Annotated in this window: 26 protein-coding genes; 19 read left to right on the top strand and 7 right to left on the bottom strand. The window is 46.4% G+C overall.

Annotated features, from left to right (window positions below):
• Positions 1-8: 8 nt before the first annotated feature.
• Entirely contained in the window at positions 9-2,522 is a 2,514-nt protein-coding gene (locus tag H8698_RS02165) for an FtsK/SpoIIIE family DNA translocase (RefSeq protein WP_249310982.1), read from the bottom strand.
• 83 nt (positions 2,523-2,605) lie between these two features.
• Entirely contained in the window at positions 2,606-3,349 is a 744-nt protein-coding gene (locus tag H8698_RS02160) for a helix-turn-helix domain-containing protein (RefSeq protein ID WP_249310981.1), read from the bottom strand.
• 109 nt (positions 3,350-3,458) lie between these two features.
• Between H8698_RS02160 and H8698_RS02155 the strand changes: the two genes are divergently transcribed.
• Genes H8698_RS02155 through H8698_RS02140 form a run of 4 tightly spaced genes read left to right on the top strand, consistent with a single transcriptional unit; the run spans position 3,459 to position 7,549 of the window.
• Positions 3,459-4,484 (top strand): zinc-dependent alcohol dehydrogenase, encoded by a 1,026-nt coding sequence (locus H8698_RS02155; protein ID WP_249310980.1) that lies wholly within the window; start codon positions 3,459-3,461, stop codon positions 4,482-4,484.
• Between the two features lie 13 nt (positions 4,485-4,497).
• Positions 4,498-5,559, top strand: coding sequence for a Gfo/Idh/MocA family protein (locus H8698_RS02150; RefSeq protein WP_249310979.1), 1,062 nt, complete (start codon positions 4,498-4,500; stop codon positions 5,557-5,559).
• Positions 5,556-6,584, top strand: coding sequence for an NAD-dependent epimerase/dehydratase family protein (locus H8698_RS02145; protein ID WP_249310978.1), 1,029 nt, complete (start codon positions 5,556-5,558; stop codon positions 6,582-6,584). Before H8698_RS02150 ends, H8698_RS02145 begins: the two co-directional genes overlap by 4 nt.
• Complete coding sequence (locus H8698_RS02140) at positions 6,584-7,549, top strand: NAD(P)H-quinone oxidoreductase (RefSeq protein ID WP_249310977.1); 966 nt, start codon at positions 6,584-6,586, stop codon at positions 7,547-7,549. The genes H8698_RS02145 and H8698_RS02140 overlap by 1 nt, the downstream gene beginning before the upstream one ends.
• A gap of 50 nt (positions 7,550-7,599) precedes the next feature.
• On the opposite strand, the gene H8698_RS13245 is transcribed toward H8698_RS02140, so the two are convergent.
• The gene (locus H8698_RS13245; RefSeq protein WP_283245356.1) at positions 7,600-8,814 is read right to left on the bottom strand and encodes a 3D domain-containing protein; all 1,215 of its coding nucleotides are present in this window, start codon (positions 8,812-8,814) and stop codon (positions 7,600-7,602) included.
• Positions 8,815-9,175: 361 nt separating this feature from the next.
• Between H8698_RS13245 and H8698_RS02125 the strand changes: the two genes are divergently transcribed.
• The 14 genes from H8698_RS02125 to H8698_RS02060 all read left to right on the top strand — a co-directional run bounded on the left by H8698_RS02125 (position 9,176) and on the right by H8698_RS02060 (position 21,374).
• Complete coding sequence (locus H8698_RS02125; protein WP_177679895.1) at positions 9,176-10,081, top strand: stage III sporulation protein AA; 906 nt, start codon at positions 9,176-9,178, stop codon at positions 10,079-10,081.
• Positions 10,054-10,572: a stage III sporulation protein AB gene (locus H8698_RS02120; protein WP_249310976.1), complete on the top strand. Its 519-nt coding sequence runs from the start codon at positions 10,054-10,056 to the stop codon at positions 10,570-10,572. Before H8698_RS02125 ends, H8698_RS02120 begins: the two co-directional genes overlap by 28 nt.
• Before the next feature lie 14 nt (positions 10,573-10,586).
• On the top strand, positions 10,587-10,781 hold the full coding sequence (gene spoIIIAC / locus H8698_RS02115; protein ID WP_177679893.1) for a stage III sporulation protein AC: 195 nt from the start codon (positions 10,587-10,589) through the stop codon (positions 10,779-10,781).
• Between the two features lie 20 nt (positions 10,782-10,801).
• Entirely contained in the window at positions 10,802-11,185 is a 384-nt protein-coding gene (locus H8698_RS02110; protein WP_249311503.1) for a SpoIIIAC/SpoIIIAD family protein, read from the top strand.
• A 37-nt stretch (positions 11,186-11,222) separates the two neighbouring features.
• Positions 11,223-12,305, top strand: coding sequence for a stage III sporulation protein AE (locus H8698_RS02105; RefSeq protein ID WP_249310975.1), 1,083 nt, complete (start codon positions 11,223-11,225; stop codon positions 12,303-12,305).
• Positions 12,305-12,742 carry a stage III sporulation protein AF gene (locus H8698_RS02100; RefSeq protein ID WP_249310974.1) on the top strand — a complete coding sequence of 146 codons (438 nt, stop codon included), beginning with the start codon at positions 12,305-12,307 and terminating at the stop codon, positions 12,740-12,742. Before H8698_RS02105 ends, H8698_RS02100 begins: the two co-directional genes overlap by 1 nt.
• A complete protein-coding gene (locus H8698_RS02095) occupies positions 12,742-13,266 on the top strand; it encodes a hypothetical protein (protein ID WP_249310973.1) in 525 nt (174 codons plus the stop codon). The genes H8698_RS02100 and H8698_RS02095 overlap by 1 nt, the downstream gene beginning before the upstream one ends.
• 53 nt (positions 13,267-13,319) lie before the next feature.
• A complete protein-coding gene (locus H8698_RS02090; RefSeq protein ID WP_177680422.1) occupies positions 13,320-13,982 on the top strand; it encodes a SpoIIIAH-like family protein in 663 nt (220 codons plus the stop codon).
• Between the two features lie 189 nt (positions 13,983-14,171).
• On the top strand, positions 14,172-14,684 hold the full coding sequence (locus H8698_RS02085; protein WP_249310972.1) for an Asp23/Gls24 family envelope stress response protein: 513 nt from the start codon (positions 14,172-14,174) through the stop codon (positions 14,682-14,684).
• 72 nt (positions 14,685-14,756) lie between these two features.
• On the top strand, positions 14,757-16,190 hold the full coding sequence (gene purB, locus H8698_RS02080; RefSeq protein WP_249310971.1) for an adenylosuccinate lyase: 1,434 nt from the start codon (positions 14,757-14,759) through the stop codon (positions 16,188-16,190).
• Positions 16,191-16,212: 22 nt separating this feature from the next.
• Positions 16,213-17,013: a pyrroline-5-carboxylate reductase gene (gene proC / locus H8698_RS02075; protein WP_249310970.1), complete on the top strand. Its 801-nt coding sequence runs from the start codon at positions 16,213-16,215 to the stop codon at positions 17,011-17,013.
• A 66-nt stretch (positions 17,014-17,079) separates the two neighbouring features.
• Entirely contained in the window at positions 17,080-17,463 is a 384-nt protein-coding gene (locus H8698_RS02070) for a CidA/LrgA family protein (RefSeq protein WP_249310969.1), read from the top strand.
• Positions 17,444-18,136, top strand: a complete 693-nt coding sequence (locus tag H8698_RS02065) for an LrgB family protein (protein WP_249310968.1) — start codon at positions 17,444-17,446, stop codon at positions 18,134-18,136. The genes H8698_RS02070 and H8698_RS02065 overlap by 20 nt, the downstream gene beginning before the upstream one ends.
• Before the next feature lie 91 nt (positions 18,137-18,227).
• A complete protein-coding gene (locus tag H8698_RS02060) occupies positions 18,228-21,374 on the top strand; it encodes a GDSL-type esterase/lipase family protein (protein WP_249310967.1) in 3,147 nt (1,048 codons plus the stop codon).
• Positions 21,375-21,584: 210 nt separating this feature from the next.
• On the opposite strand, the gene H8698_RS02055 is transcribed toward H8698_RS02060, so the two are convergent.
• The 4 genes from H8698_RS02055 to H8698_RS02040 are packed head-to-tail and all read right to left on the bottom strand — an operon-like array spanning position 21,585 to position 24,045.
• Positions 21,585-21,992: a hypothetical protein gene (locus tag H8698_RS02055; protein ID WP_177680415.1), complete on the bottom strand. Its 408-nt coding sequence runs from the start codon at positions 21,990-21,992 to the stop codon at positions 21,585-21,587.
• Between the two features lie 21 nt (positions 21,993-22,013).
• Positions 22,014-22,544 carry a hypothetical protein gene (locus tag H8698_RS02050; protein ID WP_249310966.1) on the bottom strand — a complete coding sequence of 177 codons (531 nt, stop codon included), beginning with the start codon at positions 22,542-22,544 and terminating at the stop codon, positions 22,014-22,016.
• A gap of 50 nt (positions 22,545-22,594) precedes the next feature.
• On the bottom strand, positions 22,595-23,206 hold the full coding sequence (locus tag H8698_RS13240) for a J domain-containing protein (protein WP_177680413.1): 612 nt from the start codon (positions 23,204-23,206) through the stop codon (positions 22,595-22,597).
• Positions 23,203-24,045: a DUF5685 family protein gene (locus tag H8698_RS02040; RefSeq protein WP_249310965.1), complete on the bottom strand. Its 843-nt coding sequence runs from the start codon at positions 24,043-24,045 to the stop codon at positions 23,203-23,205. Before H8698_RS02040 ends, H8698_RS13240 begins: the two co-directional genes overlap by 4 nt.
• 405 nt (positions 24,046-24,450) lie before the next feature.
• Here H8698_RS02040 and tpiA point away from each other — a divergent pair, with 405 nt between their 5' ends.
• Entirely contained in the window at positions 24,451-26,373 is a 1,923-nt protein-coding gene (tpiA, locus tag H8698_RS02035; protein ID WP_249310964.1) for a triose-phosphate isomerase, read from the top strand.

Raw genomic sequence — 26,373 nt, 5'->3', positions numbered from 1 at the left:
TTTTTTCCTTATTGCATGGACATTTCCAAATAGTCCTCTTTGCTGATTAACACCTCGCGGGGCTTGCTGCCGTCCGGCGGGCCAACAATGCCGCGCTCCTGCATTTGGTCAATCATGCGCGAAGCCCGTGAAAAGCCAACCTTTAAGCGCCTTTGCAGGTGTGAGGCCGAAATTTTGCCCGCTTCTACCGCAATTTCAATGGCCTTTGGCAAAAGTTCGTCGTTGTCGCTGGGGTCTGCCATTTCGTCTGTAATGTTCACCGGCTTGCCGGCGTCAATTTTTTCTATTATATCTTCGTCATATTTCGCTTCCGAATCGCCTTTGATAAACTCAACCACCCGTTCTACTTCCTTGTCGTCGATAAATGCGCCCTGAATACGGAGCGGCTTAGAAGCGCCCACAGGCTTAAACAGCATGTCGCCGCGGCCCAAAAGCTTTTCTGCGCCGCTGGAGTCTAAAATGGTGCGGCTGTCGATGTGGGACGACACGGCAAAGGCAATCCGCGAGGGAACGTTCGCTTTAATCAAACCTGTGATGACGTCAACGGAAGGACGCTGGGTGGCAATCACCAAATGCATGCCAGCGGCGCGGGCCATCTGCGCCAGGCGGCAGATAGAGTCTTCCACCTCGTTGGGCGCAACCATCATAAGGTCTGCAAGCTCGTCGATGATGATTACAATGTGTGGCAGTGTGTTTTCACTGCCGGCTACGGTAACCATTTTGTTGTAGCCTTTAATATCACGGACGTTGTTGTCTGCAAATAAAGAATACCGCCGAAGCATTTCCTGTACTGCCCAGTAAAGGGCGCCGGAAGCGCGCCGGGGCTCGGTTACAACCGGAATTAACAGGTGGGGAATGCCATTATAAATTCCCAATTCCACCACCTTGGGGTCCACCATTAACAGCTTTACGTCGTTGGGGTCTGCCTTATAAATTAAGCTGGTAATCAGCGTGTTAATGCAAACGCTTTTGCCCGAGCCGGTGGAGCCGGCAATCAGCACATGGGGCATGCGGCTTAAATCGAACACGATGTTTTTGCCCGAAATGTCTTTTCCCATGGCAAAGGCCAGGGTGGATTTGAAATTTCTAAACTCGTCAGAGTCCAACACCTCTTTAATGTGCACCACGCTGACGGATTTGTTGGGAATTTCAATGCCAATGGCTTCCTTGCCCGGAACGGGCTCAATCCGAACGCTGGGCGCGGCAAGGCGCAACGCCAAATCGTTTGCCAGCCCCACCACCTTGCTCACCTTAATTCCCTCGCCCAAAACCAGTTCATATCTTGTTACGGCAGGGCCTTTGCTTACGTTTAATAGCTTTGCTTCTACGTTAAAGCTCTTTAAGGTGGCGATTAATTTTTGTGCCGTTTCGCGCAGCTCTGTTCGAGAATTTAGGTCGTCGCCGGTGGCTTTTACGCTGTTTAACAGCGAAACAGAGGGGAAAGTGTAAGGAATGCGTTCAAACACGTCTTCCATTTCTTCCGACACGTCTTCCATTCCTGTAAGCTTTTCCGGTGCGTCCACAATTTTAGCGCCTTGGTTTTCAGCTTGCGGTGCGGGAGCTGTAACCGAAGCCTGTGCCTCTTGCGCTGCAACCGGAATTTCTGGGGGTGTTTTCTCCGCCAAAGTGTTGTCCTGAGCAGGCACCGCCTGTTCAATAATATCGTCAATTCCGGCAATTTCTTCTGTTTCAAGGGGTTCTAAATCCGCTTCGTTCTGGTTTTCGCCCGCAGCGGCTTCTGGCTGAACAGCATCAGCGCCGCCTTTTTTCTTTTTCTTCTTAACCTTTGCAACGTGTGTACCCTTTATCCCCAGTTCCTCGTCGGAAAAGTTTACAAATTCTGCGTCGCCTTCCGGCATATCAGATTCTGAAGCGGCGGTCTTCCGTTTTTCCCGTTCAGACTCGGCATAGTTTTTTACGGTAATTCGGGCGTTATTTGTTTTGGCGTAGGTTTTCACAATGGCTCGAAGTAGCATTTTCACAGGCGACCAGTCCACCAAAATCATTGTAACAACCAGCACGGCGGTAATCGCCACAATTGCTGAGGCAACTTGTCCGATTAATGTGCGCAGAAGATCGGCAATAAATCCGCCCAAAAGCCCGCCGCCAATTCCGTCTCCTCCCTGACCATAATTCACCAGCATGTTAGAAAAGGAAAACGGGTTTTCTTTTTTTACAGCAAAAATATGCGTCAGCACGGACAAAACGCCAAGTCCCGACGCTATGACAATATATTTCGATTTGTGCAGTTCATAGTTTTTGCGCGCGGCTTTATGTATTCCGTTCACAATGAGCAGAACCGGCGCAAGGTAAACCGGCCAGCCAAACAGACCGGTGGCAATGTCTTTGATAAACGAGCCTACAAACCCCTCGGGAAAATATAAAAACACGCCCAGCAAAATGCCGCCAACCAAAGTAAACAGCGAAATAAACTCCTCAGCTTTTGCACTGGAAACCGCATTGCCGGTGTTTTTTTTATTGGAAACTGGCTTTTTTGCGTTATTTTTCTTTTTTGCAGCCATTTTAAACAATCATACTCCCATTTATAAATTTTAATCTGTCTTTTCTATCATACCATAAATCAAAAGTTTTTTCAACCCAAAACTTATCTGCGCACATCTTTGGGATTTTTGCCCGTAACCGATTTAAACAGGGTTCTGAAATAAGACGCGGAGGAAAAGCCCAGCTCATCGCTGATTTGTTCAATTGTTTTTCTTGTTTCTGAAAGCAGCTCCGTTGCGTGCTGAATTAAAATATTGTTCTTATAATCAATTGGCGTACACCCGGCGGCCGCCTTAAATAAAACGAAAAACCGTGACTCGCTGAGCCCGCAAAGCCTGGCAAGCTCTTTTACATAAACCTTTTTTGTATAGTTTAATTCCAAATAGTCAATGGCGGGCTGAATGTCGTTAATGCCTGCGGGCACGTCCTCTTTTTTCAGGTGGAGGTAAAGCGTTTCAAGATAGAGGTAAAACAGGCCCAGCCCCTCCATTGGCGCAGCGCAAAAGCGCTGAAACACCTGGTCTAAACCGTTTAAAGGATAGTTTTTTAAAATTTGAAACTGATATTCGCTCTTGTCCGAGGCGTTAGCAAAGCGAAAGTCCACAGAGTAAAACTCAATTTCGGGAAATCCGCTCCACACGGAATAATACTTTGTGCCTCTGGCAATGTAAATCAGATCGCCGCGCTTTGCGTGCAGTGTTTTGCCCCTGTATAAAAACTCTGCCTCGCCTTTTAAAATGTATCCAATGCAGGGCCGTTCAAAGTCCTGTAGCACGCCTGCCGCGTGATGGTTTAAAAATTCAAATTTTACAATTTTAAAATGGTTGATATAAGAAATCCGTTCCAAGGCAGACCGCCTCCTGGCAGTAGAATACTGTTCTTTTTTGATAGTATAACACATTGTTTCGGCACCGTCAATGGAGTATAATAGACAAAAAGTGAAAAGGAGGAGGAACATGAAAACCAAACAGATTGTATTCACGGCAAAAAATACGGCGGAATTATTAGAAAGCGAAATACGGGAACCAGAGAAAAATGAGGTGCTCATCGAAATGGCATTTACCACTATTAGCGCCGGAACGGAAAAAGCCAATTTAACGGGAAATTTAAACGTTAACGCTTCAGAAAAGCGAACAGACACCACGCCCCATTTTCCAAGGTATTTGGGTTACAGCGGCGCCGGCACGGTTATTAAGACGGGGCCGGGCGTGACAAAAGTAAAACCCGGCGACAGGGTGGCGGCAGCGTTTGGCACCCACAGCAGTTTTTGTGTGCTGCCGGAAGAACGGGCAATTCCAATCAGACAGGAGGAAATTTCTCTTTCTGAGGCCTCACTGGCGGTGATTGCCACCTTTCCTTTGGCGGCCCTGCGGAAAGTGAAACCGGAGATAGGGGAGTCGGCCCTGGTTATGGGATTGGGAATTTTGGGACTGTTTGCCGTGCAGTTTGCGCGGACGGCGGGGCTTGTTCCCGTAATCGCAGCAGACCCGGTTGCCTCCCGGCGGGAGTTTGCGCTTTTGCTGGGTGCAGATTTTGCCTTAGACCCCACACAGCCTGACTTTGCCGACACCGTAAAGCGTTTAACAGGCGGCGGCGCAAACGTTGCCATTGAGGTGACAGGTCTGGGCAAAGGATTAGACCAGGCGTTAGACTGTATGGCCCGTTTTGGCCGGATTTCCCTTTTGGGCTGCACGCGCAACTCTGACTTTACCATTGACTACTACCGCAAAATTCACTACCCCGGCATAACGCTCATCGGCGCGCACACCAACGCCCGGCCGGAGCGGGAGTCGCATCCCAACTACTGGGCCTATCCCGACGAAATTGGGGCTATTTTTCAGCTGGCCGCAGGAAAACGGATTGACTTAAAGAAAATGATTCATGAAATCCATTCCCCGCAAGAAGCGCCGGAGGTGTTCCGCCGCCTTGCCTTTGACAAAGACTTTCCAATCGGCGTGCAGTTCGACTGGTCGAGGCTTTAAAGGAGGACTATGTATGAAACGGATTAAGATTGCCGTGCTGGGAATATTGCATGCGCACGGCCTTTCAAATTTTAAAAGCATTTTAACCCACAGCGAGGTTTTTGAATTTGTGGGGCTTTGTCCCGACTATGAGACAAAAGAGGAGATGGACAAGGGACAAATTCCGGCGGAGGACTTTCGCCGGGGCTTTGCAGAGCTTCAAAAGGAGTTTGGAAAAATTCCCATTTTGTCTTTCGAGGAGCTGCTTGCCTATCCCGGCCTGGAGGCGGTTGCCATTGAAAGTTATGAGGCTGATTTGACAAAATATGCAATAGCGGCGGCAAAGCGGGGCCTGCACATCTTTATGGACAAACCGGGCGGAGAATCGGTTTCCGATTTTGCCCGGTTAATTGCCCTTGCAAAAGAACAAAACCTTGTGTTAAACTTTGGATATATGTACCGCAAAAATCCTGCCGTCATTGCCCTGCTTGACATGATAAAACAGGGTGAGATAGGAAAGGTTACCTGTGTTGAGGCCCACATGGACTGCGACCACACAGATCGGGTACGCGCCTGGCTGGGCAATTTTCAAGGCGGAATGACTTACTTTTTGGGCTGCCACCTGATTGATTTGATTTACCGCATTCAGGGAAAGCCGAACAAAATTATCCCCATGAACACAAGCACGGGAATTTCGGGCGTGCAGTCAAAAGACTATGGCTTTGCGGTGTTTGAATATGACACAGGCCCGTCGTTTTTTAAAACCAGCGCGGCGGAGTTCGGCGGCTTTATGCGCCGACAGCTTGTGGTGACGGGCACGGAGGGCAGCGTAGAAATTAAGCCTTTAGAATACTTTAAAGACGGAAAAATGTACACCGACATGCGGGTGGTTACGCGAAAGCAAAATGGAAAAGAAAACTGGAATGCATTTGGAGAAGTGAAGACCTTTGGCCCAATCGAGCGGTATGATGTGATGCTGTTGCCTTTTGCGGCCCAAATCCGCGGTGAGCAGGAAAATGATTATTCTTACGATTACGAGCTGGGACTGTTCCGTTTGATTGCGGAAGTGTGCGGCATAAAGGAGGAAGAAGCATGACAGAAAAAGATAAAAAAGTGCTGATATTGGGCGGCACAGGCGCGATGGGAGTTTATTTGGTGCCGGAGCTGCTTTCTATGGGCTATCAGGTACACGTAGCGGCGTTAGACGGCTTTGAAAGCCTGCCCCGGGATAATCTGCGCCTTTCCTACACGAATTGTAATGCAAAGGACGAAGACACGCTGCGCCGGCTTTTAAAAGCGGAGTATGACGCCGTTGTAGATTTTATGATTTATGGTACGGAGGAATTCCGTAAGAGGTATCAGTTGTTTTTAGAGAACACAGATCACTACATATTCTTTTCTTCCTACCGGGTGTATGCCGGGCAAACGCCCATTTCAGAAACTTCACCGCGGCTTTTGGATGTATCAGACGATAAGGAATTTCTTGCAACAGAGGACTATGCGCTGTACAAAGCCCGGGAGGAAGATATTTTAATGCAGTCCGGGTACTTAAACTGGACGACTGTGCGCCCGGCCATCACCTATTCAAAACGGCGGTTTCAGCTTGTTACCCTAGAGGCGGCAGTGGTAGTGCACCGCATGCTTTGCGGCAAAACATTGATTTTGCCGCAGGAAGCCATGCCGGTGCAGGGTACCATGACATGGGCCGGTGACGTGGCAAAAATGCTTGCGCGTCTGGTTTTAAACAAAGATGCTTACCGCGGCATTTTCACCGTTTCCACCGCCGAACATCACACCTGGAAAGAAATTGCGGGGTATTATGAAAAAATCGGCGGACTGAATTATATTACCGTTGACGCAGACACATATATTAACGTAATTGCAGAGGGAGACCGGCATGCCAAATGGCAGCTTTCATATGACAGGCTGTTTGACAGGGTGATTGACAACCGCAAAATTTTAAACGTCACAGGCTTAAAACAGGCGGATTTTATGCCTCTTTATGATGGCTTAAAAATGGAGCTTTCCGCCCTGCCGCGGGATTTTGATTGGTCGGGCATGGTGCATTATAATATTAACGAGCGCATGGACGCTTATTTAAAGAAACGGGGGTTAAATTGATGAAAGCAATGCTGACAGACGAGCAAAAAAATCTTGTTTGGACTGAGGTAGATCGGCCCGTTCCAAAAGCGGACGAGGTTTTAATTGAAACAAAAGCATTTTCGTTAAACCGCGCAGACTTAATGCAGAGAAACGGCGACTATCCCTCTCCGCCGGGGTGCCCCCCGTGGATGGGACTGGAAATTGCCGGAACTATTGCCGAAATAGGTGAAACAGCAAAGAAAGCATCGAATTTTAATGTGGGGGACAGGGTCTGCGCTCTTTTAGGCGGCGGCGGATATGCCGAGTTTTCCGCAGTGCAGAGCGGCATGGTGATGCCCATTCCCGACGGGTTTTCCTTTGCCGAGGCCGCGGCAATTCCGGAATGCTATGCCACAGCTTATTTAAATTTGTTTTATGAGGGAAACTTAAAAAAGGGCGAAACATTTTTGGTGTTTGCCGGGGGAAGCGGAGTGGGCATTGCGGCAACACAGCTTGCAAAGCTGTGGGGCGCAAAGGTAATTGCTACCGTGCGGAGCGACGAAAAGGCAGAAAAAATTAAAAAATTTGGCGCGGATCTGATTGTAAACACCAAAACGACAGACATTGAAACCGTTTTTTCCCAACAGGAAATCGATTTAGTGTTAGACTGCGTGGGCGGCCCGGACATGGGAAAATGCTTCGGACGCATGGCGCGGTATGGCCGTTGGATTGACATTGCCACCTTAGGCGGCGATGTGACAGAGCTTGATTTGAAAACCGTTTATAAAAAGGGACTGCGGCTCATTGGAAGCACGCTTCGGTCTCGCACGCCGGAAATGAAAGCGGAAATATTAAAAAGACTGACGGAAGAAGTGTTCCCCCACTTTGTGTCCGGCGCACTCCGGCCTGAAATTTATAAAACGTTTTCGGTGGAGCAAACGGATGAGGCACATGCCATGATGGCCGCAAACGAAAACATTGGGAAACTTGTTATTACCCTTTGAAGATAAAAAACAGGTGCAAGGCGAGAAGCCTTACACCTGTTTTTTTTTAATCAGTTTAAAACATAGACAACTGCGTCCCGTCTTCCAAACTGATAACACTGGTCTAATGTATTGTAACATAAATCAATTTTGTTTCCCTTTATGGCGCCGCCGGTGTCTCCTGCTACTGCAAATCCATAAATCCAGGATTTTCCGCCGTCGCTCGATTCAATATACAGCTTTGAGTTTAAGGGAATAACGCTGGGGTCAACCGCTACTACGCCAAACACAGGCGCGCGTCCCGTTGCTGTTTTTCCGGCCCATTTGCCGTTTGAGGCGCTTGAACCCTCATAGGCTGTTGCTTTTGCATTTATCACTTTTGAAAAGGTGAACGTTCCATAAGCCGTTACCGCGGTGTTTCCGCTGGTTGTGGTTTTGGTGTTGTTCTGTGCCATTGTGGGGATTGCCGCAAATGGCACGCCGTCGGCAGTTTTGCCCGGCGTCAGCGTCACAGACGGATTTGCGCCTGTATTCGTGCCGGCTGGCGGCTGGGCAGGTTCTGAAACCTGTTTTGTGCCAATTTCAATTATCTGCTCAACAGGCTGTGATGCGACACTTTCACCAATCAGTGTAGCCGTTACGCCTGCTCCGTCTTTGGAAACCTTTTTGAAGGTGCGGACCAATGTGCCCGGCTTTCCTTCCTGTATCACATTTTTATATCCGGCTTCCTTTTCATCATTTGTAATTGTTTTTTCTGTAAAGGGAATTTCCTCGTTAACTTCATACACCTCAACGTAAACCCTTGTGACGCTCACCGTCATGCCGTCGGCCGTTGGGGTGTTCACATCGGGCACCACCTCGTCATATTTCCCCACCTGGAACCCGTCGGATATGAGCGCATCGCCGACTGTAGCGGCGTTGGTGCGGATTTCAAATGTTGTGCCTGAAGTGTTTAGGAAAATCAGTTTCCCGCGGTTTACCGTAATGGTTTCACCGTCTTTAATTTCGGCGCCCAAATCTTTCGACACCGAGTCGTTTTCTCCCAGAGTAATGTCTGCAACGCAAAGCGCGTCGCCAACAGTCTGGCCCTTTGTTTCAACCTCGAAATAATTTTCACCGTCAACAATAGTCACTGATGTAAGTGGTGATTCTTCATCAGCCGATGGAGTAAAACCGTAGAACAAAATCGAAGCTGCGACGATGGAAATAATCGCAATGAAACGTTTGGAAGGACCACGGAATGAAAATTTTTCATTCGTAAAAATAGATCCTTTTTTGTTACCCATAAAAACCTCCTGAATTTAACGATAATGTTACAAAAGTATTAAATCCTGTCTGCGGCATTGCCTATTATAGAATATTTTTGCTCATTTGTCAAACAATTATGCGGAATTAAACAGAATTCATTAAAAAAATATTTGTAAGAATATGGAATAAATCGTTGTAAAGCTGTCAGCAAACGGCTTTCAAGAGATTTTACGATTTTTTGAACAAAGTTTGACTTTTGTTTGTTTTTAGCTTTACAAAATAGAAATATATGTAAATAAATACCAGATTAAGGAATTAAAAAAGTATATTTTCTTTGAAAAACAGTTCTTTATTTGCATCTGTCCGAATAGAATGAAATGAAAAAAAGGCGGTGATTTTATGGACAAAGTCCGTTCAGAAATTCTATCAAAAATGATTCCGGAATATAAAACGGCGTTAAATGCATGCAGCTTTCACAATCTTCAGGAAATAAGGTTTCGTGCAGACCGGCCCGTTATGCTGTATTACGGCGACAGGACAAGCTTTCTTCGTAAAGAGGGCGGGGAGACAGACGCAAGAGAACAGGCCCTGGCGGCAAGCCAGGAAGATATTGCCCGAATGGTCGGCGCGTTTTGCAGAAGCTCTGTTTATGCCTATCAGGAGGAGATCAAAGGCGGGTTTATTACCATTCGGGGCGGGCACAGAATTGGCATCAGCGGCAGGGCGGTGGCTGAGGGCGGCAAGGTGATTAACATTGGTTTCTTCTCCGGTTTAAACATTCGTTTGGCCAGGGAATTCCCCCACAGCGCCGATGGGTGCATGAAGCATATTTGTGCGGGAAACCGCATATATAACAGTATTATCATTTCACCGCCCGGCGTAGGCAAAACCACAGTGCTCCGGGACTGCGCCCGACAGCTTTCATCGCGGTTTAAGGTGGTAATTGTGGACGAGCGTTCTGAACTTGCTGCCTGCGGCCAGGGCGTGCCGCAGTTTGACGTGGGAGAGCAGACCGACGTGTTAGACGGTTTTCCCAAACCTGAGGGCATTACTCATGCGCTCCGCTCGCTTTCGCCGGACGTTATCATCACAGACGAAATCGGCACGGAGGCAGACGCGGCGGCGGTGGGCGAGCTGCTTAAGGGCGGCTGTAAAATTATTACCAGCATGCACGGCTATTCCATAGACGAGGCGCTTGCAAAAAAGAGGCAGCTTATGAAGCTGTTTGAAACCGCCATACTGCTGGGAAGAAACAACGGAAAAGCGGAGGTGCAGCAGTGTTTAAAGCTTTGGGAATTGCAATGATTTTGTTTGCCTGTTTTATGTTTTCCTATTTAAAAGCAGATGAGTTGAAACAAAAATATCACAATTTGAAACAGATGAAAAAGGCGCTGTCAATGATGAAAAGTGAAATCTCTTTTTCGGCAAAAGAGCTTTCTGAAACAGCGGGGGAGATTTCGGAATCTCTTTTAGGCGATATGAAAGATTTTTTTAAAGCCGTTTCTCAAAATCTTAGCGATAACGAAACGTTGGATTTTGGACAGGCGTGGGCGGCAGTCAGAGAGGAATTTGCACAAACCCCTTTTTTAAGCCCGGCCGCGGACAAGACCATGACAGACTTTTCCCAGCGGGCAGGCAAAATGTCCCGGGAAATTGAAATAGAAAACATCGATAAAACCTTAGAAAGCTTAGACCGCGAGATTGCGGACGAAGGAGAAAACTACGCAAAAAACAGAAAGCTAATTTTTACTCTCGGCATTGGCGCAGGCTTGGCTGTTTTGATACTGTTCATCTGAAAGGAGGAAGGCAAATGGGAATTGACCTTATCTTTAAAATTGCGGCCATTGGCATTTTAATCAGCGTGCTGAATCAGGTACTCATTCGCGCGGGCAGGGAGGAGCAGGCAATGCTCACAACACTTGCCGGGCTTGTGGTGGTGCTTTTAATGGTCATTCAGCAGATTGACTATCTGTTCAACACGGTGAAAACCATTTTTGACCTTTAAGCGGGGTGAACGCATTGGACGTGGTAAAAATTGTGGTTTTGGCCATTTTAGGAGCCTTTCTTTCCCAGGTATTAAAGGAATATAAGCCGTTTTTGGGCACAGCGCTGTCTATCATTACCGCATCGGCCGTGTTTTTCTTTGCACTTCCGGAGCTTGAACGCATTACGGTTTATGCAAAGTCTATTTATCAGGCGGCAGGCGGCAAGGATATGTATATTGACAGCGTGCTGAAAATTACGGGAATTGCGTGCCTCACATGGCTTGGAAGCGACATTTTAAAAGATGCGGGGTTATCTGCTGCGTCCACCGCTGTTGTGATGACGGGAAAGGTGGTTTGCATGGGGCTTTGCCTGCCGGTGATTGGAGCATTGTTTCAAACCCTTTTGTCTATTCTACCGAATTAAACATACGAAAAACGGTACGGAAAGGAATGGTTTTCCAATGAAAAAAGTGATTTCAATACTTAGTTTCTTCCTTATATTATATCTACCATATATTGTGCAGGCAGCAGGGGTCGACGGACTGATAGAAGAAGCGGAAAATAGGAACAATGTGCCGGGCTACAGCGTGTCTGACACAGCGCGGGATGTTTTAGACGGAAAAAGCGGGTTCACCTTTTCGGGGCTTGCCGATAAATTAGCATCGCTTCTGTTTGGTAAGATCAAAGAAAACACTTCCGTCATTATCAAAATGGTGGCTGCAGGCATTATATCAGGAATAGCGGCCAGCCTGTGCGGCGGCAAAAATGAGATTGGCACAATTTGCTGTGTGGCAGTGGTGTCGCTGATGAGCTTAAAAATTTTTATATTTTCTATGTCCGCGGCGGAGGAAACCATTGACACGCTGTTTTTGTTTGTGCAGGCGCTCATGCCCTCGGTGGCAACCGCCGCGGCTGCAACGGGCCAGGCAGCACAGACCGCGGCCTGCGGCGTGGTGTTCGGCGCCATGCAGGTGTTTATTCATATCTGCAAAGAGACTATTTTGCCCTTAGTTGCGGTGATAACAGCGCTGAGTGTGGTGGATTGCCTGGGTGACACGCCCTATTTAAAAGGTGTTACGGGGTTGTTAAAATCCTGCTTAAAGTGGGGAACGGGATTGCTTTTAACCTTATATGGCGCAGTGATTGCAATTCAGTCCCAGGCTGCCGGAGCCTTTGACACAGTGGCGGGAAAAACGGTGAAATACGCGGTGGGAAGCTTTGTTCCCGTGGTGGGCGGTGCCCTGTCAGATTCATTGGAAATGGTGGGCACAAGCGCCCGGGCGATTAAAAGCGCATTGGGGATAAGCGGTATCATTGGCGTTGGCTATGTGTGTTTAAGCCCGCTGATTAACGTGTGCGCCGTGGCGCTTTCTTATAAGCTGGCAGCCTGCCTGTGTGCGGTGACGGCAGAAAAACGGGTGTCTCATGTAATTGATGAAGTTGGCGGAAGTTTAGTCAGGATTTGCGGCGTTATTTTGGCGGTGAGCGTTATGTTCGTTATCAGCCTGGCCATGCTTTGTCGGTTTGGGGGAGGTGCGCTCTAATGGCAGATTATTTAAAAATGGTGATTGCGGCGGTGATTTGCGTGTCGCTCGTCTGTGGCATATTACCCAGGGATGGCGCGGGAAAATATGCTGGTTTTGCGGCGGGGCTGATTGTTATTGCCATTGTGGTTTCACCGCTTTTTAAACTTTCCGGCACGCTGAATTTGCAGCTGTCTGACATAGAAACCCAGGAGCTCTCAGTCAAAGGGGCAAGCTATTTAATGGACGAATTTGAAAAAACGCTCTCCGTCCGCATTGCAGAAAAGCTAAAAACCGAAACCGGGCGTTCCTTTCAGGTTACGGTGGAGGGGAAAACAGACGAGACCGGCGAAATTACGGGGGTTGCTCGGGTTGGGCTTTCGCCGTATTCTGCCGATTTTGCAAAGATTGTGGCAGAGTATATTGATATTTCCCAGGACAAGGTGGTGGAACAGTGATGAAGAGCATAAGCGACCTTAAGAAATTTTTCGGACAAATTATGAATACTAAGATACTTGTCATCATATTTATAGTAGGGATAGGGCTGATGATGCTCCCAAGCGGAGGCACAAAAGAGAAAAAAGAGGTGGTGGAGCAGCAGATAAGCGGCACGGCATATAAAGAAGAAATTGAAAAACAGCTCAAATCTATTCTTTCCTCTGTTAAGGGAGCTGGGAATGTGGAGGTTATGGTCACGCTGGAGGATGACGGACAGACCATTTTTGCGGCAGATGAAAAGTCGGCCAGCCAGATTGAAGGCGAGGCCAAACAAAACACAGACGAAAAGACTTATGTGTTAAAAAACGATGCCGGCGGAGGAGAATCGCCGGTGGTTCTCAAAAAAAGCAGGCCCGCTGTTTCCGGCGTGCTGGTCATCGCAACAGGCGCAAAGGATGCAGAGACGAAAAACGAACTTTTAAACGCGGTTCGCGCCGTTTTGGGAGTGAAAGCGCACAGGATTGAAGTGCTGGAAAGAAAATAATTTTTCTTTCTGAATATAATGAAGCAAAAAATGTAAAGATGGGAGATAGGACAATGAAATTTTTTAAACCGAAAAAGGAAAGAACAACAAGAACGAACCAGCGCACAGCAAACGAAAAAAACAAAAAGAACAAAATGCTTGTGTTAAGGAAACGGCAGGTTGCCGCTGTTTCTTTAATTCTTTTAATTGGCATTGCTGGATATTTGAACATGACCATAAGAAAGGGCGAGGCCGACCCGGACGTATCGGTTATGTACACCGAGGCCTCAAAAAAGCTGGGTGAAGCAAAAATGGTAAATTCAACGGAAACAGAGGAAAACAAAAAAGAAGATGAGGGCAAAAACAACAATGCAGCAGTTGGCGCGGACTATTTCACCAACGCGAAAATGGAACGGGAGAAAAAGAGAAGCGAGTCCATCGAAATGCTTACCGGCGTTTTAAACTCCTCCGGGGCGGACAAAGAATCGAAAGACAATGCACAAAAGCAAATTGAGCAGCTTTCTAAATTCACAGAAAGTGAAGTTGCGGCGGAAAACATGATTAAAGCGAAGGGTTATGGAGACTGTGTAGTGTTTATGGGCGAGAACGTAACATCTGTGGCGGTACAGACCAACGGCTTAAACGAAATTGATGCAGCAGTTATCACCGACCTTGTGGCAAACAGCGGCGCCTGCCGCGCAGACCAGGTAAAAATTGTTGAGATAAAACCCAATTAATCGAAAAAAAAGTTGTTTTTTTTACGAATTGGTGATATAATAAAAACAGTAAATGAAAGAAAACACATGTGTTTTCTTTCCGATGTTTTTATTGTATCGGTGTGTAGCAAGCCGATAAGCGGCTTGCGCTTATGATATAATACTACGATATATCTTTCTGTGCGAAAAATTATTTAGGAGGTACCGAAGATGGCTGAAAAAGATATTACATTTGAAACCGAAGAAAACCCGGGCGCTATTAAAATTGCAAACGAAGTTGTTTTAATTATTGCGGCCCAGGCGCTTAATGACATAAAGGGAATTCACTTAGCGGCTTCTGCGGCGGAAGGGTTTGTTGACAAGCTGGTGAAAAAGCCTGCCCAGCGCGGTGTCCGCATTTATTTGAATGACGAGGCAAAGGAAGTGGACATTGACGTTCACATTAATATTGATTACGGCATGAATATTCCTGAAATTTCTTATGCAATTCAGGAAGCCGTAAAAAAGAATGTTGAAACCATGACCGATATTTCTGTAAACAAAGTCAACGTGTTTGTAGACAGCGTGTTTTTAGAAAAAGAGCCGAAAGCGCCAAAACCGAGGCGCACAAAGCATGCGCCGGAGGAAAACGGCGAACCCCAGCCGACAGACAGTTTTGATGGACCGGAGCCGGATTTGGAGGAAGTGTTGTCTGACGACCCAGACAATTTTGACGTAATTTAAAATACAATTTTGGGAACCGGTTCTCCGGTTCCCAAATTGAATATTAATCTAAAATTATACAGGAGATAAAACATGACAACAGATACATATCAAAGCCCCCTGTGTGTGCGGTATGCCAGCCGCGAAATGCAGGAGCTTTTTTCGGACGACACCAAATTTAAAACCTGGAGAAAGCTGTGGATAGCTTTAGCGCAAACGGAGCAGGAGCTGGGACTTCCAATTTCTGACGAGCAAATTGCAGAATTGATTGAGCATAAAGACGATATTAATTACGACGTTGCACGGGCACGGGAAAAGGAAGTGCGCCACGACGTAATGTCGCATGTTTATGCCTACGGTCAGCAGTGTCCCAAAGCAAGGGGAATTATCCATTTAGGCGCCACGTCGTGCTATGTGGGGGACAACACAGACATTATTGTCATGACCGAGGCATTGAAGCTAATCCGCACAAAATTAGTGAACGTGATTCATGTGCTGGCAGACTTTGCGTTACAATATAAGGACATACCTACCCTAGGCTTTACCCACTTCCAGCCGGCACAGCTCACTACCGTGGGAAAACGCGCAACCCTGTGGATTCAGGATTTGATGATGGATTTGGAGGATTTGGAGCATCAAATTAGCAAGGCGAAGCTGTTGGGTTCAAAAGGTACGACAGGAACCCAAGCCAGCTTTTTGGAACTGTTTGACGGCGATGAGGAAAAGGTAAGACAGGCCGACAAAAGGATTGCGGAAAAAATGGGTTTTTCCGCCGTGTTCCCCGTTTCAGGACAGACCTATTCCAGAAAGCTGGACAGTCAGGTGCTTTCCATTTTGTCCGGCATAGCCCAGAGCGCATATAAATTCAGTAACGATTTAAGGCTTTTGCAGCACTTAAAGGAGATGGAAGAGCCATTTGAAAAGAGCCAGATTGGTTCCTCTGCCATGGCATATAAACGGAACCCCATGCGCTCCGAGCGTATTTCTTCCCTGGCGCGATATGTAATTGTAAACAGCTTAAACCCGGCTATAACCGCATCTACCCAGTGGTTCGAGCGCACGCTGGACGATTCTGCCAATAAGCGCATCAGCGTTCCGGAGGCATTTTTGGCGGTGGACGCAATTTTGTCTATTTATTTAAACGTTACCGACGGTATGGTGGTTTATGAAAACGTCATTCATAAGCGTATTATGGAGGAGCTTCCGTTCATGGCCACAGAAAATATTATGATGCAGGCGGTGAAAAAGGGTGGCGACCGGCAGGAATTGCATGAAAAAATCCGCGTGCATTCCATGGCGGCGGCCCGCGTGGTGAAAGAGGAGGGCAAGCCCAACGATTTGCTGGACAGAATTTGTGCTGACAGCAGTTTCCATATGGACAGGGACGAAATCCACAGCATTTTAAAGCCGGAGCTTTATATCGGACGAGCGCCTTCACAGACGGAGGAATTTATCCGAGATTATGTTTCGCCTGTTTTAGAGCGTTTTCAAGATGTGTTAGGCGCAAAAGCCGAACTCAGCGTGTGATTTTAGAAAGGACGAAAAAAATATGAAAATTGGGTTTATCGGCGGCGGAAACATGGCCGGCGCCATTACAGGCGGGGTGATTGCCTCCGGCCTGTGCTCAAAGGACGAAATTTGCGTGTGCGACAAAAACGAAGCTGTGCTGGCGAAATATGACAGGGAAATAAAAACCAGCACCAACAATCGGGACGCTTTTTTCGGCGATTACATCATTTTGGCGGTAAAGCCGTTTATTTTGCCGAAGGTGCTGGAAGAGATTGCAGGTATGGATAAAAAAGAGGTTGAGGGCAAGGTGTTTGTGTCCATTGCGGCAGGCGTAACAATTGACACAATCAAACAGACGCTGGGAAGCAGGACAAAAGTTGTTCGTGTAATGCCCAACACTCCCGCGTTGGTTCTGGAGGGAATGACGGTGGTGGCCCAGTGTGACAACAATGTTGATCAAGCGGAATTTTCCGCTGTGGTAGACATTTTTAATTCTGTTGGAACGACCGAGGTGATGCCGGAGACCATGATTAACACCGTAACAGGCGTAAGCGGAAGCAGCCCGGCCTATGTGTATATGTTTATCGAGGCCATGGCAGACGCAGGCGTGCGGGATGGACTGGCCCGTGACGCAGCCTACCGGCTGGCGGCACAGTCGGTTTTAGGCTCGGCGAAAATGGTACTGGAAAGCGGAAAGCACCCGGGCGAGTTGAAGGACATGGTCTGCTCGCCAAAGGGTACCACCATTGAGGCAGTGGCAGAGCTTGAAAAACGGGGATTCCGTTCGGCAGTGATGGAAGCAATTAAAGCCTGCAACGATAAGGCAAACAATATTGGTTAAATAATAAAACGTTAGCCCCGCTTGAACACTAAGCGGGGCTATTTTTACATCAGGAGAAATGAATTCATGAAATACATCAAACAGTTTGGAATTATTTTAAGTGTAACACTTTTAGGAGAGCTTTTAAACGCAGTGATTCCTCTGCCGGTTCCCGCCAGTATTTATGGGCTGGTGCTGATGCTGACTGGCCTTATGACAAAATTGATTCCGCTTCATGCAGTGAAAGAAACGGGAAAGTTTTTATTAGACATTATGCCCCTTTTATTTGTGCCCGCCGCCGTAGGCCTGATTGATACATGGGGCGTGCTCCGGCCTGTGATTGTGCCTGTTACAGTAACGGTGCTTGTTTCAACGGTGGCAGTTATGGCGGCTTCTGGCCGCGCAACCCAGGCGGTTATCCGTTTTTCTAAACAAAAGGAGGAAACCAAAAATGAAGGAATCGTTATGTAATTCCGCGTTTTTCGGCGTGGTGGTAAGCATTTTGGCCTATGAATTGGGACTGGTTTTAAAGCGGAAATTTAAGCTTGCTATTTTTAATCCCATTTTTGTTTCCATTGCAGTAATCATCGTGGTGCTGCTGGTGTTTGATATTGACTATGCAAACTATGATAACGGTGCGAAATATTTAAATTATCTGCTCACCCCTGCAACGGTCTGTCTTGCTATTCCCCTTTACGAACAGCTTTCTGTGCTAAAGCACAATGCAAAGGCTGTGATTGTGGGAATTGTTACCGGCGTTATCACCAGCATGGTGACGATTTTTGCCTTTGCCTGCCTGTTCCGGTTTGGCCACGAGCTTTATGTTACGTTGCTTCCGAAATCTATTACCACGGCAATCGGTATGGGTCAGTCGGAAGAACTGGGCGGAATTGTGGCGCTAACAGCCGCGGTTATCACGGTGACAGGCGTGTTCGGGAACATGATAGCAGAAACGGTATGCAAATTGTTTCGTATTACAGAGCCGGTGGCAATAGGGATTGCCATCGGCGCGTCGTCCCACGCGGCAGGAACGGCTAAAGCGATTGAAATAGGCGAAGTGGAAGGTGCGATGAGCAGTCTTTCCATTGTAATCTGCGGGTTGCTCACCGTGATTTCAGCTTCAGTTTTTGCGCAGTTTTTATAAATATGTTTGAATAAACACTTGTAATTTTGGTAAAAGTTGATTATAATGAAACTAAATAGGGATATATTCTATTAAATAAGGAGGAGAATTTATGAAAAAATTATTATCGGTAACATTGGCACTATCAATGTTGCTTGGTCTTTGCATGATGCCGGTTCAGGCGGACAAACCGTTTGATACATACCCATATGTGTTTGAAGACTTTGAAAAAAGTCTGAGTGACGGAAGCATTTATGGCGGCAATGCAACCACGTTAACACAGGTAAATGGCGGCGTGAACGGTAGCGCCGGCGCAGGCTATGTGGAAATTAGCGCAGAAAGCAACAGCGATTTAAGTGCAAATACGTCTGTGATGCCGAAAGTGGGAAACTTATTAAATTTTTCTGCTTGGGTGAAACTCGACACGGAAATAAAAACAGATGCAATGAGCTTTATTCTTTACGGCATGGTTACCGTTCACAGAACGTCTGACGATGAAAGTCTGCCGGAAACAAAGGATGTTGCGGCATGGAAGCAAATTTCTGTGAACCCCGCAGGACTGAAAGCCGGAGAATGGGTTTATGTTTCAACCCAGGAGATTTGGGACGGACAGATGACCTGCTTCCCGACGGTAGGCTATAACGGCGTGGAAAGCGGAAACCCCACAGGAAAAACATCTGAAATTCAAAATATCTCCCATATATCAATTAGAATGGGGCAAAACGGCGGGACAAAAGATTTAGTAAACCCCAGCGACAGCACGCTCCGCTATTATATTGACGACATTTCTTATAATGTCATTTCTCCGGGAGCAGGAGAGAAAGATGATGGAAACATCATTACCAACAGCGAATTTAACAATAACACCAGCGGGTGGTCGTTCGACGGGCCTGCAGAGATTGTTAAGGATGCTGCCGACCCCGCACCAGACGGTTCTGAGGGGTTTGTAAAAATTACGCCGAAAGACAGCAGCGTGTTTGGTAATGTTTCGCAGTCAATGCGTCTTCAAACCAACCATTTATATAAAGTGTCATTTTATGCTAAAATAATCAGAACAGCCAAGGAGACAACCACCGGCGGCGTATGGTTCCTGATTTTTGGAAATAACAGGATTCCGGATACAAACGGTTACAACACAAACTATCCGGGCTATACAATGAAAGATATTCTCACAGTGGGAGAATGGAAAAAGGTTGAATTTTACTACCTGCATGAATATAAAACATTTGTAGACCAGCCGCTGAATGTCGGCATCAGGATTTTTGCGGGAGACGACCAGCACAACCGTTCAGATTCAGATTTCGCAGCGGACTCATTCAAAATTATGGATATGGGGGCGCTTTCAAACGGCGATTTCGAGCTGGGAGAAGGCAGTGTGAGAAGAAACAACACAGCCAGCGTGGATCAGACGAGTTATCAGGTGCTTGGCTGGAATGGACAAAATGCAGCAATTGAACACAGCAGCGACGTCCGCCCGGAAAGTGACGGGGCACACAGCATGAAGGTTACTGTAACAAGCAACGGCGGAACGGCTTTTCAGGGCTTGGGACTGGAAACAGATGCATCTTACAGGCTTTCGTTCTGGGCAAAAGGAAACGGCCTTGGTGCAGAAAAACCGCTGACGCTTGTGCTCAGCAGAGAGGTGCCGGCGCCCGGCGGCGACAGCGAAAGCTATGATGTGCCGGATTATCAGTATATTGTTGGAAGCGGTGCGGTGTATGATGACGCAGACTATACAGACGAGATTAAAAATAACCAGGAGTGGAAAATATCTGATGAGTGGCAGTATTACGAATGCTACTACGACAACACCTTCCCCTTAAAAGAAGGGCTCAGCGCACCTGCTGAAAATGTAGTGCCGCGTCTTCCGTTCCTCTCTTTTGATGTGGACGGAAACGGCACAGAAACAAGCTTTTTTATAGACGACATGAAGCTGGAGCGTGTTGATAAAACAATGCCCGTCCTATCAAATGTTGCAGTTTACGGGGAAGCGGTTCCGGGAAACAGCGTTACGGTATCGTATGACTACTCCGGCCCGGCAGAAAAAGACAGCGTGCTTGTAAAGGCGCTTTGTGAATATGAAAACGGAATTTATACTTCTGTGGGCAGCTTTTCTGCTGACGAAAGCTTTAAAATTCCGGAAAGTGCAGTTGGCAAAAAGCTTGTGTTTGAGCTGACACCCATTGATGTGCAAAACACCGTGGGCAAGCCAGTTACCGTTGAGGCCAACGAGCCTTCTGGCGACTGGGGAGCGCTCTATTTTGACAGGCTAACCCAAACCGCAAGGGCATATTCCTCATACGACACAAAGGCAAGCGTAGTGTTTGCCGCATATGAAAACGGCAGACTGTCAGGCGTTGAAACGCAGGAATTAAATCTTACAGCAAGTGTAAAAGCAGAAGCTGAAATGAAAACGCTGGATATTTCCGACGCAGATACGGTTAAGATAATGCTTTGGAACGAATTGGACAGCTTAAAACCGATTAGTAAACCCGTGATTGTGGATAATACAGTTCCGTTGCCCACAACAGTGCACCTGCTAGGCGATTCTCTCTGTGTCAACTATGGAACAGGGTCATATCCGCAGCAGGGTTGGGGATATTATATTGGTAATTATTTAAATAAAGCAGGAACTGTAATAAACCATGCTCAAGGGGGAAGAACTGCAGAAACATTTTACCACGACAAGTGGGCAAACGTCAAGAAAGGGATTCAAAAAGGCGACTACGTATTTATTGCATTTGGGTTAAATGACTTTTACCGCACACCAACATATGATACAGAGTTAACAAAAGAAGAAGCCTATCATAAATATTTGAACCTGCTGTGCACCGAGGCAAAAGAGGCTGGAGCAAATGTAATTTTTACCACGATTACTCCCAATAACCCAAAAACGGGCAAGCTGGCAGCGCAGGATAACCTCACAAAATGGTCCGGTTATATTAAAGATGTTGCGGCGCAAAACAATGCTGTGTGCCTGGATATCAATGCCGTGCTGCGCAAAATTTATTATTATGACGAAGCTTTGGGCAAGGAAACAGAAGAAAAGGGCGCAGAAAGCTACAAACAATATTTTTTATCCCCCGAGGCAATGGAGCGGTTTAAAGAATATCCTATATCAGATGATATGAAGAATAAAGCGGCCACCTACGGGGACTGGACGCATGTAAATGAAGACGGCGCAAATCTGATTGCGCGCACCATTGCAGAGGAACTCGCAAAAAGCCAAAGTCCCCTTGCAAACTATGTTTTGAAATAAAATAGGTAATGAGCTTGTCAGCATTTGCATGGAGAACGCGCAATTAACTGCATATACAAAAACGGACATTAGTGCGCCGCAGAATTCCGGACAGAGGGGGCAGACACGGTGAAAGCCATGTTTTGGAACGGACTGGTTGCAATGCCGAAACAAACGGTAAAATAACAATTTGAACTAAAAAACGGAACGGCTTTAAGCCGTTCCGTTTTTTTAGTTTGAATTAATAATATCCATGGTGTCCGCAATTTTAATTAGGTCACGCTCTGTGTAGGTTATTAAAAGCATTGTTCCACGCATAATTCGAGGATTATTTTCATCCTTGTTATAAATTGAAATTTCGCGTTTGGCATTTTCAGAAAGCGCAAATTCAATCTCCTGTCCGTCAATCATAATTTTCAAAAAATCGCTTCCAAGAACAGTTAATCCGCCTTCGGCCTTAAGTTCGTTGTTGGAGGTATAATATCTTCCTTCAGGGTGCGTAATATCGGGATTTGCCGTTGCCACAGGAAGCGGCGTAACGGAGGAGGACGCATTTTGGTTTTCTTTCGCGCCGCAGCCAGAAATCAGAGTAACCGCCATTGCAAAGCTTAAAACGGCGGCAGCTAATTTATGTTTCATTTTTCCATCTGCCTTTCTTTGTTATTTGTTTATTCTAAGCCTCTTTTGAACCACATTTATATAGTAAGAGGCAAGCATGCTTAACATATAGTCATACAACACGAAAACAATTTCTGCAATGATTACCACAAAAATTAAATGGGATAACACAATATTAAAAATTGTCCCGAAATTGATGTAGGCCAGTAAAAAATATTTTAGTGTAAAATATGCCACAATTAATACCGCGTTAAAAAACAAAATTTTCACCAACCATTCCAGCCATCGTTTGCCAATGCGCTCCATATGGCTTTTGATGATGGGGTAGTAGCCAATGAACAGGATAAAAATAACAATTTGCGATTTAAAGGGCACCAAAAGTGAGCCAATCAGCGCCGAAGCCAAAAACTGTATCAGTGCAAATTTCGTCCCGCATTCGGCCTGCGTTACCAAAACGCAGAGAGAAGTCATTGCCAAAAGCGCAATTTTTCCCGTAGGAAGAACCACCGAACCGTAAAGGCAAACAACCGTAAGCGCCGTCATAATGGAGGAAAACGCCATTTTTCGTGTCATTTCTTTTCGCCTTTCTGCCCGCGCGTAGTTTTCGGGCTAAAAATGAAAATTTAACAGCAGGGAATTAAATCGCCGCCCATACACTCGCAGCAGCAGTCGGCGCAAATAAGATTTCCGCAGCAGTTGCACATGGAAGTGCTGTCGTTGGTCATTCCGCCGCCCACGTTTCTATATTGTTGGCGCTGTGCCTCAATGGAGTTTAATGTTCTGCGGTATTCTGAATTGGAGGGATCCATGTTTACCGCCTGCCTGAGAAAATTTACACCCTGATCGTGCCAGCCCCGGCGGATATATAAGCTGCCCTTTAAAAAGAACCATTCTGCCGTTCTGTCGGTGGCAGCGTCCAAAATCCGCTCCGCCTCATCTAACGAGTTTAAGTTAATGAGGTTCCGCACCTGAGCAAACGTTCCCGCACTGCCATTGCCGCTGCCGTAAGATTGCCCGTAGCCGCCGGAATAGGAGCTTTTGCCGGAAGCGTTGCCGTTGGTGAGCGTTTCATAGGCCTCGTTAATCTCTTTAAATTTTTCCGAAGCTAAATCGGAAAGGGGATTGCCCACATATTTATCAGGATGATATTGTTTTGCCAGTTTCCTGTAAGCCGCTTTAATTTCGTCCTGGGTGGCGTTTTTTGGCACGCCCAGCACCTCATATGGATCGTTCATGCTTTTTTTTCTCCTTTGTGGTCTAACACGTTATCTAAGACATTTGAAAGACCTAAATATATAATGTTGTCTAAAATTGATTTGTTCACTTTTAAAGTTAGCAGTTCATAGCTGCTGGCAACGCTGCTTAAGGTAAAGGTTAAAGAAGCACGTAGCTCCTCTTTGTCCGGCAGGGCAGGATTTAATAGAAAAACGTTGAAACAGTTCTTTTTTTTGTCTTTCTCCATGTCTTCATATGCGTCTAAAATATAAATAAACCGCCCCAGCATATATCCCATGTGGCCCAAAATTCGGCGTGTGTTTTGATCTTCAATAAAATCCGGTGTAAACAAAAGCTGCATAAGGGAGGCAAATTCATGGGAAAGCTGGTCGATGGAAGCGCACCTGTCTGCTTCCAAACGGGAGAGCGCAAAAATAAATTCTTCACTCTTTTTGTAAAGCCCACCATAGCGTTTTAACACATGGCGCTTTGCGCGCCACATGCAGCAATAAGCAAAAAAAGATTTTATGCTGTGTTCGTCGTGCATGTTGTCGCGAAGCTTTAACAACGCCAAAATCACCATAACGCCTGCACTGTAAGACAAGCATTTGTTCGTTTGCGCTACCGCCTTTTTGCGAAAGGGGTTCGCAATGCATCGTTCTGCCTGGCAGAAAAATTCTGCGTTTGTGACGGAAGATAAAATCAGGGCAAGAAAAACAGAGTCGTAGTTCAGCCCCATCCGGGACGAAAAGCCATATTCATCCTTTAAGGTTTTGCACAGCCCGCAATAGTATGACCGGAACACATTATATTCTTTCACTTTCAGTTCATCTTTATAAATTTGAACGTAACCGAACATTTGTCACCTGTAATTTTTTTCATATATTTTCATATTAAACACATAATAAATAAGAATTTACGATTAGTATACCATAAGTTTTCCAAAAAATCATCAACAAATTGTTAATTCCGGTGAATTTGCCCATAAAAAAGGGTGGAGCCTGTGATTGCTCACAGGCTCCGGGGGATTATTATGAAAATTAGAGATTTTGCCGAAATTTCTTTCGACAAATAAACTATACCATAGATATATGAACAAATTATGAACAAAACGTAAATAATTTTTAAACATGACGAAATTTGACATTTATTTTACAGGGGTTTGACAAAATTTTGTCTATATGGGACTTGAAATCATGGAAAAATTATACTATAATATACATGGATAGTTATGTTAAGACACAAATTTTTTTAAGAGGTGGAAATGATGAATTTAACAGTAGAAGACATTTGCGTAAAAGGCAAAAAAGTTTTGGTAAGATGCGACTTTAACGTGCCTTTAAACGACAAGCTGGAAATTACAGATGATAACAGGATTGTCGGCGCACTGCCCACAATTCAGTATTTAATCGACAACGGTGCAAAAGTAATCCTTTGCTCCCATATGGGCAAGCCCAAGGGCGAGCCAAAGCCGGAGCTATCGCTGGCTCCCGTTGCAAAAAGCCTGTCTGAAAAGCTGGGCAAAGAGGTGATTTTTGCCGCTGACGACAATGTGGTTGGCGAAAATGCGAAAAAAGCCGTTGCCAACATGAAAGACGGCGACGTTGTGCTTTTGGAAAACACGCGTTACCGTGCGGAAGAAACAAAAAATGTGGATGCGTTTTCGGCCGAGCTTGCTTCCCTTGCCGACGTTTTCGTAAACGACGCATTTGGCACGGCACACCGTGCGCACTGCTCCAATGTGGGCGTTACAAAATATCTTGACACGGCGGTTGCAGGTTACCTGATTGAAAAGGAAATTAAATTCTTAGGCAACGCGGTAAATTCGCCCGTGCGTCCCTTGGTTGCCATTTTGGGCGGTTCTAAGGTTTCTTCTAAAATTTCGGTTATTGAAAACCTGCTCAAAAAAGTGGATAAATTAATTATCGGCGGCGGAATGGCCTATACGTTCTTTGCGGCGCAGGGAAAAACGATTGGCACCTCTCTTTTAGAAGAAGATTATATTGATTATGCGAAAAAAATGCTGGAGCAGGCCGGCGATAAAATTTTGCTTCCGATTGACACAGTAGTTGCAAAAGAATTTAATAACGACGCAGAATCGAAGGTTGTTGAGGGCAACATTCCTGACGGCTGGATGGGATTAGACATCGGTCCGAAAACCATTGAACTGTTCTCTAAAGCGTTAGACGGCGCAAAGACCGTTGTATGGAACGGGCCCATGGGCGTGTTTGAAATGCCCAACTTTGCAAAGGGCACAAACGCCATTGCTTTAAAGCTTGCTGAGCTTGATGCTACCACCGTTATCGGCGGCGGCGACAGCGTTGCGGCGGTGAACCAGGCGGGCCTGGGAAGCCGTATGAGCCACATTTCTACCGGCGGCGGCGCATCCCTTGAATTTTTAGAAGGCAAAGCGCTTCCGGGAATTGTCAGCCTTACCATGAAGAAAAAGGTGATTGCCGGCAACTGGAAAATGAACAAAACCCCTTCTGAGGCTGCGGCTTTAATCAAAGAGCTTGCACCGAAGGTTGCAGACGCAAAGGACACCGTAATTGTTTGCCCCACGGCTGTTTGCCTTGCGGCAGCTGTGGAAGCGGCAAAGGGAACCAACATTAAAGTTGGCGCGCAGAACGTTTATTTTGAAGACAGCGGTGCATACACCGGCGAAATTTCCGCCGATATGCTGCTGGATTTGGGTATTGAATATGTAATAATCGGCCACAGCGAACGCAGACAATATTTTGCCGAAACCGACGAAACAGTAAACAAAAAGGTTTTAAAAGCGTTTGAAAAAGGTTTAACGCCGATTGTTTGCGTGGGCGAGAGCTTAGAACAGAGAGAATATGGCATTACCAACGATTTGGTTCGTTTGCAGACAAAAATTGCGCTTAGCGGTTTAACTGAAGAACAGGTTTCCAAAACCATTATTGCCTATGAACCCATTTGGGCAATTGGAACAGGCAAAACAGCAACCACCGAACAGGCGGAGGAGGTTTGCAAGGCAATCCGCGAATGTGTGGCAGAGGTTTACGGCAACAAAGCTGCAAGAAAAATCACCATTCAATACGGCGGCAGCGTAAATGCCGGCAATGCGGCGGAGCTGTTCTCTGAAAACGATATCGACGGCGGTTTGGTTGGCGGCGCGTCTTTAAAAGCACCGGACTTTGCAACAATCGTAAACTGGAAATAA

Origin of the sequence: Congzhengia minquanensis, from assembly GCF_014384785.1 — a bacterium.
Taxonomy (GTDB): domain Bacteria; phylum Bacillota; class Clostridia; order UBA1381; family UBA9506; genus Congzhengia; species Congzhengia minquanensis.
The sequence above is the reverse complement of the archived record's forward strand: the minus strand, read 5'-3'. Positions and strand labels throughout refer to the sequence as shown.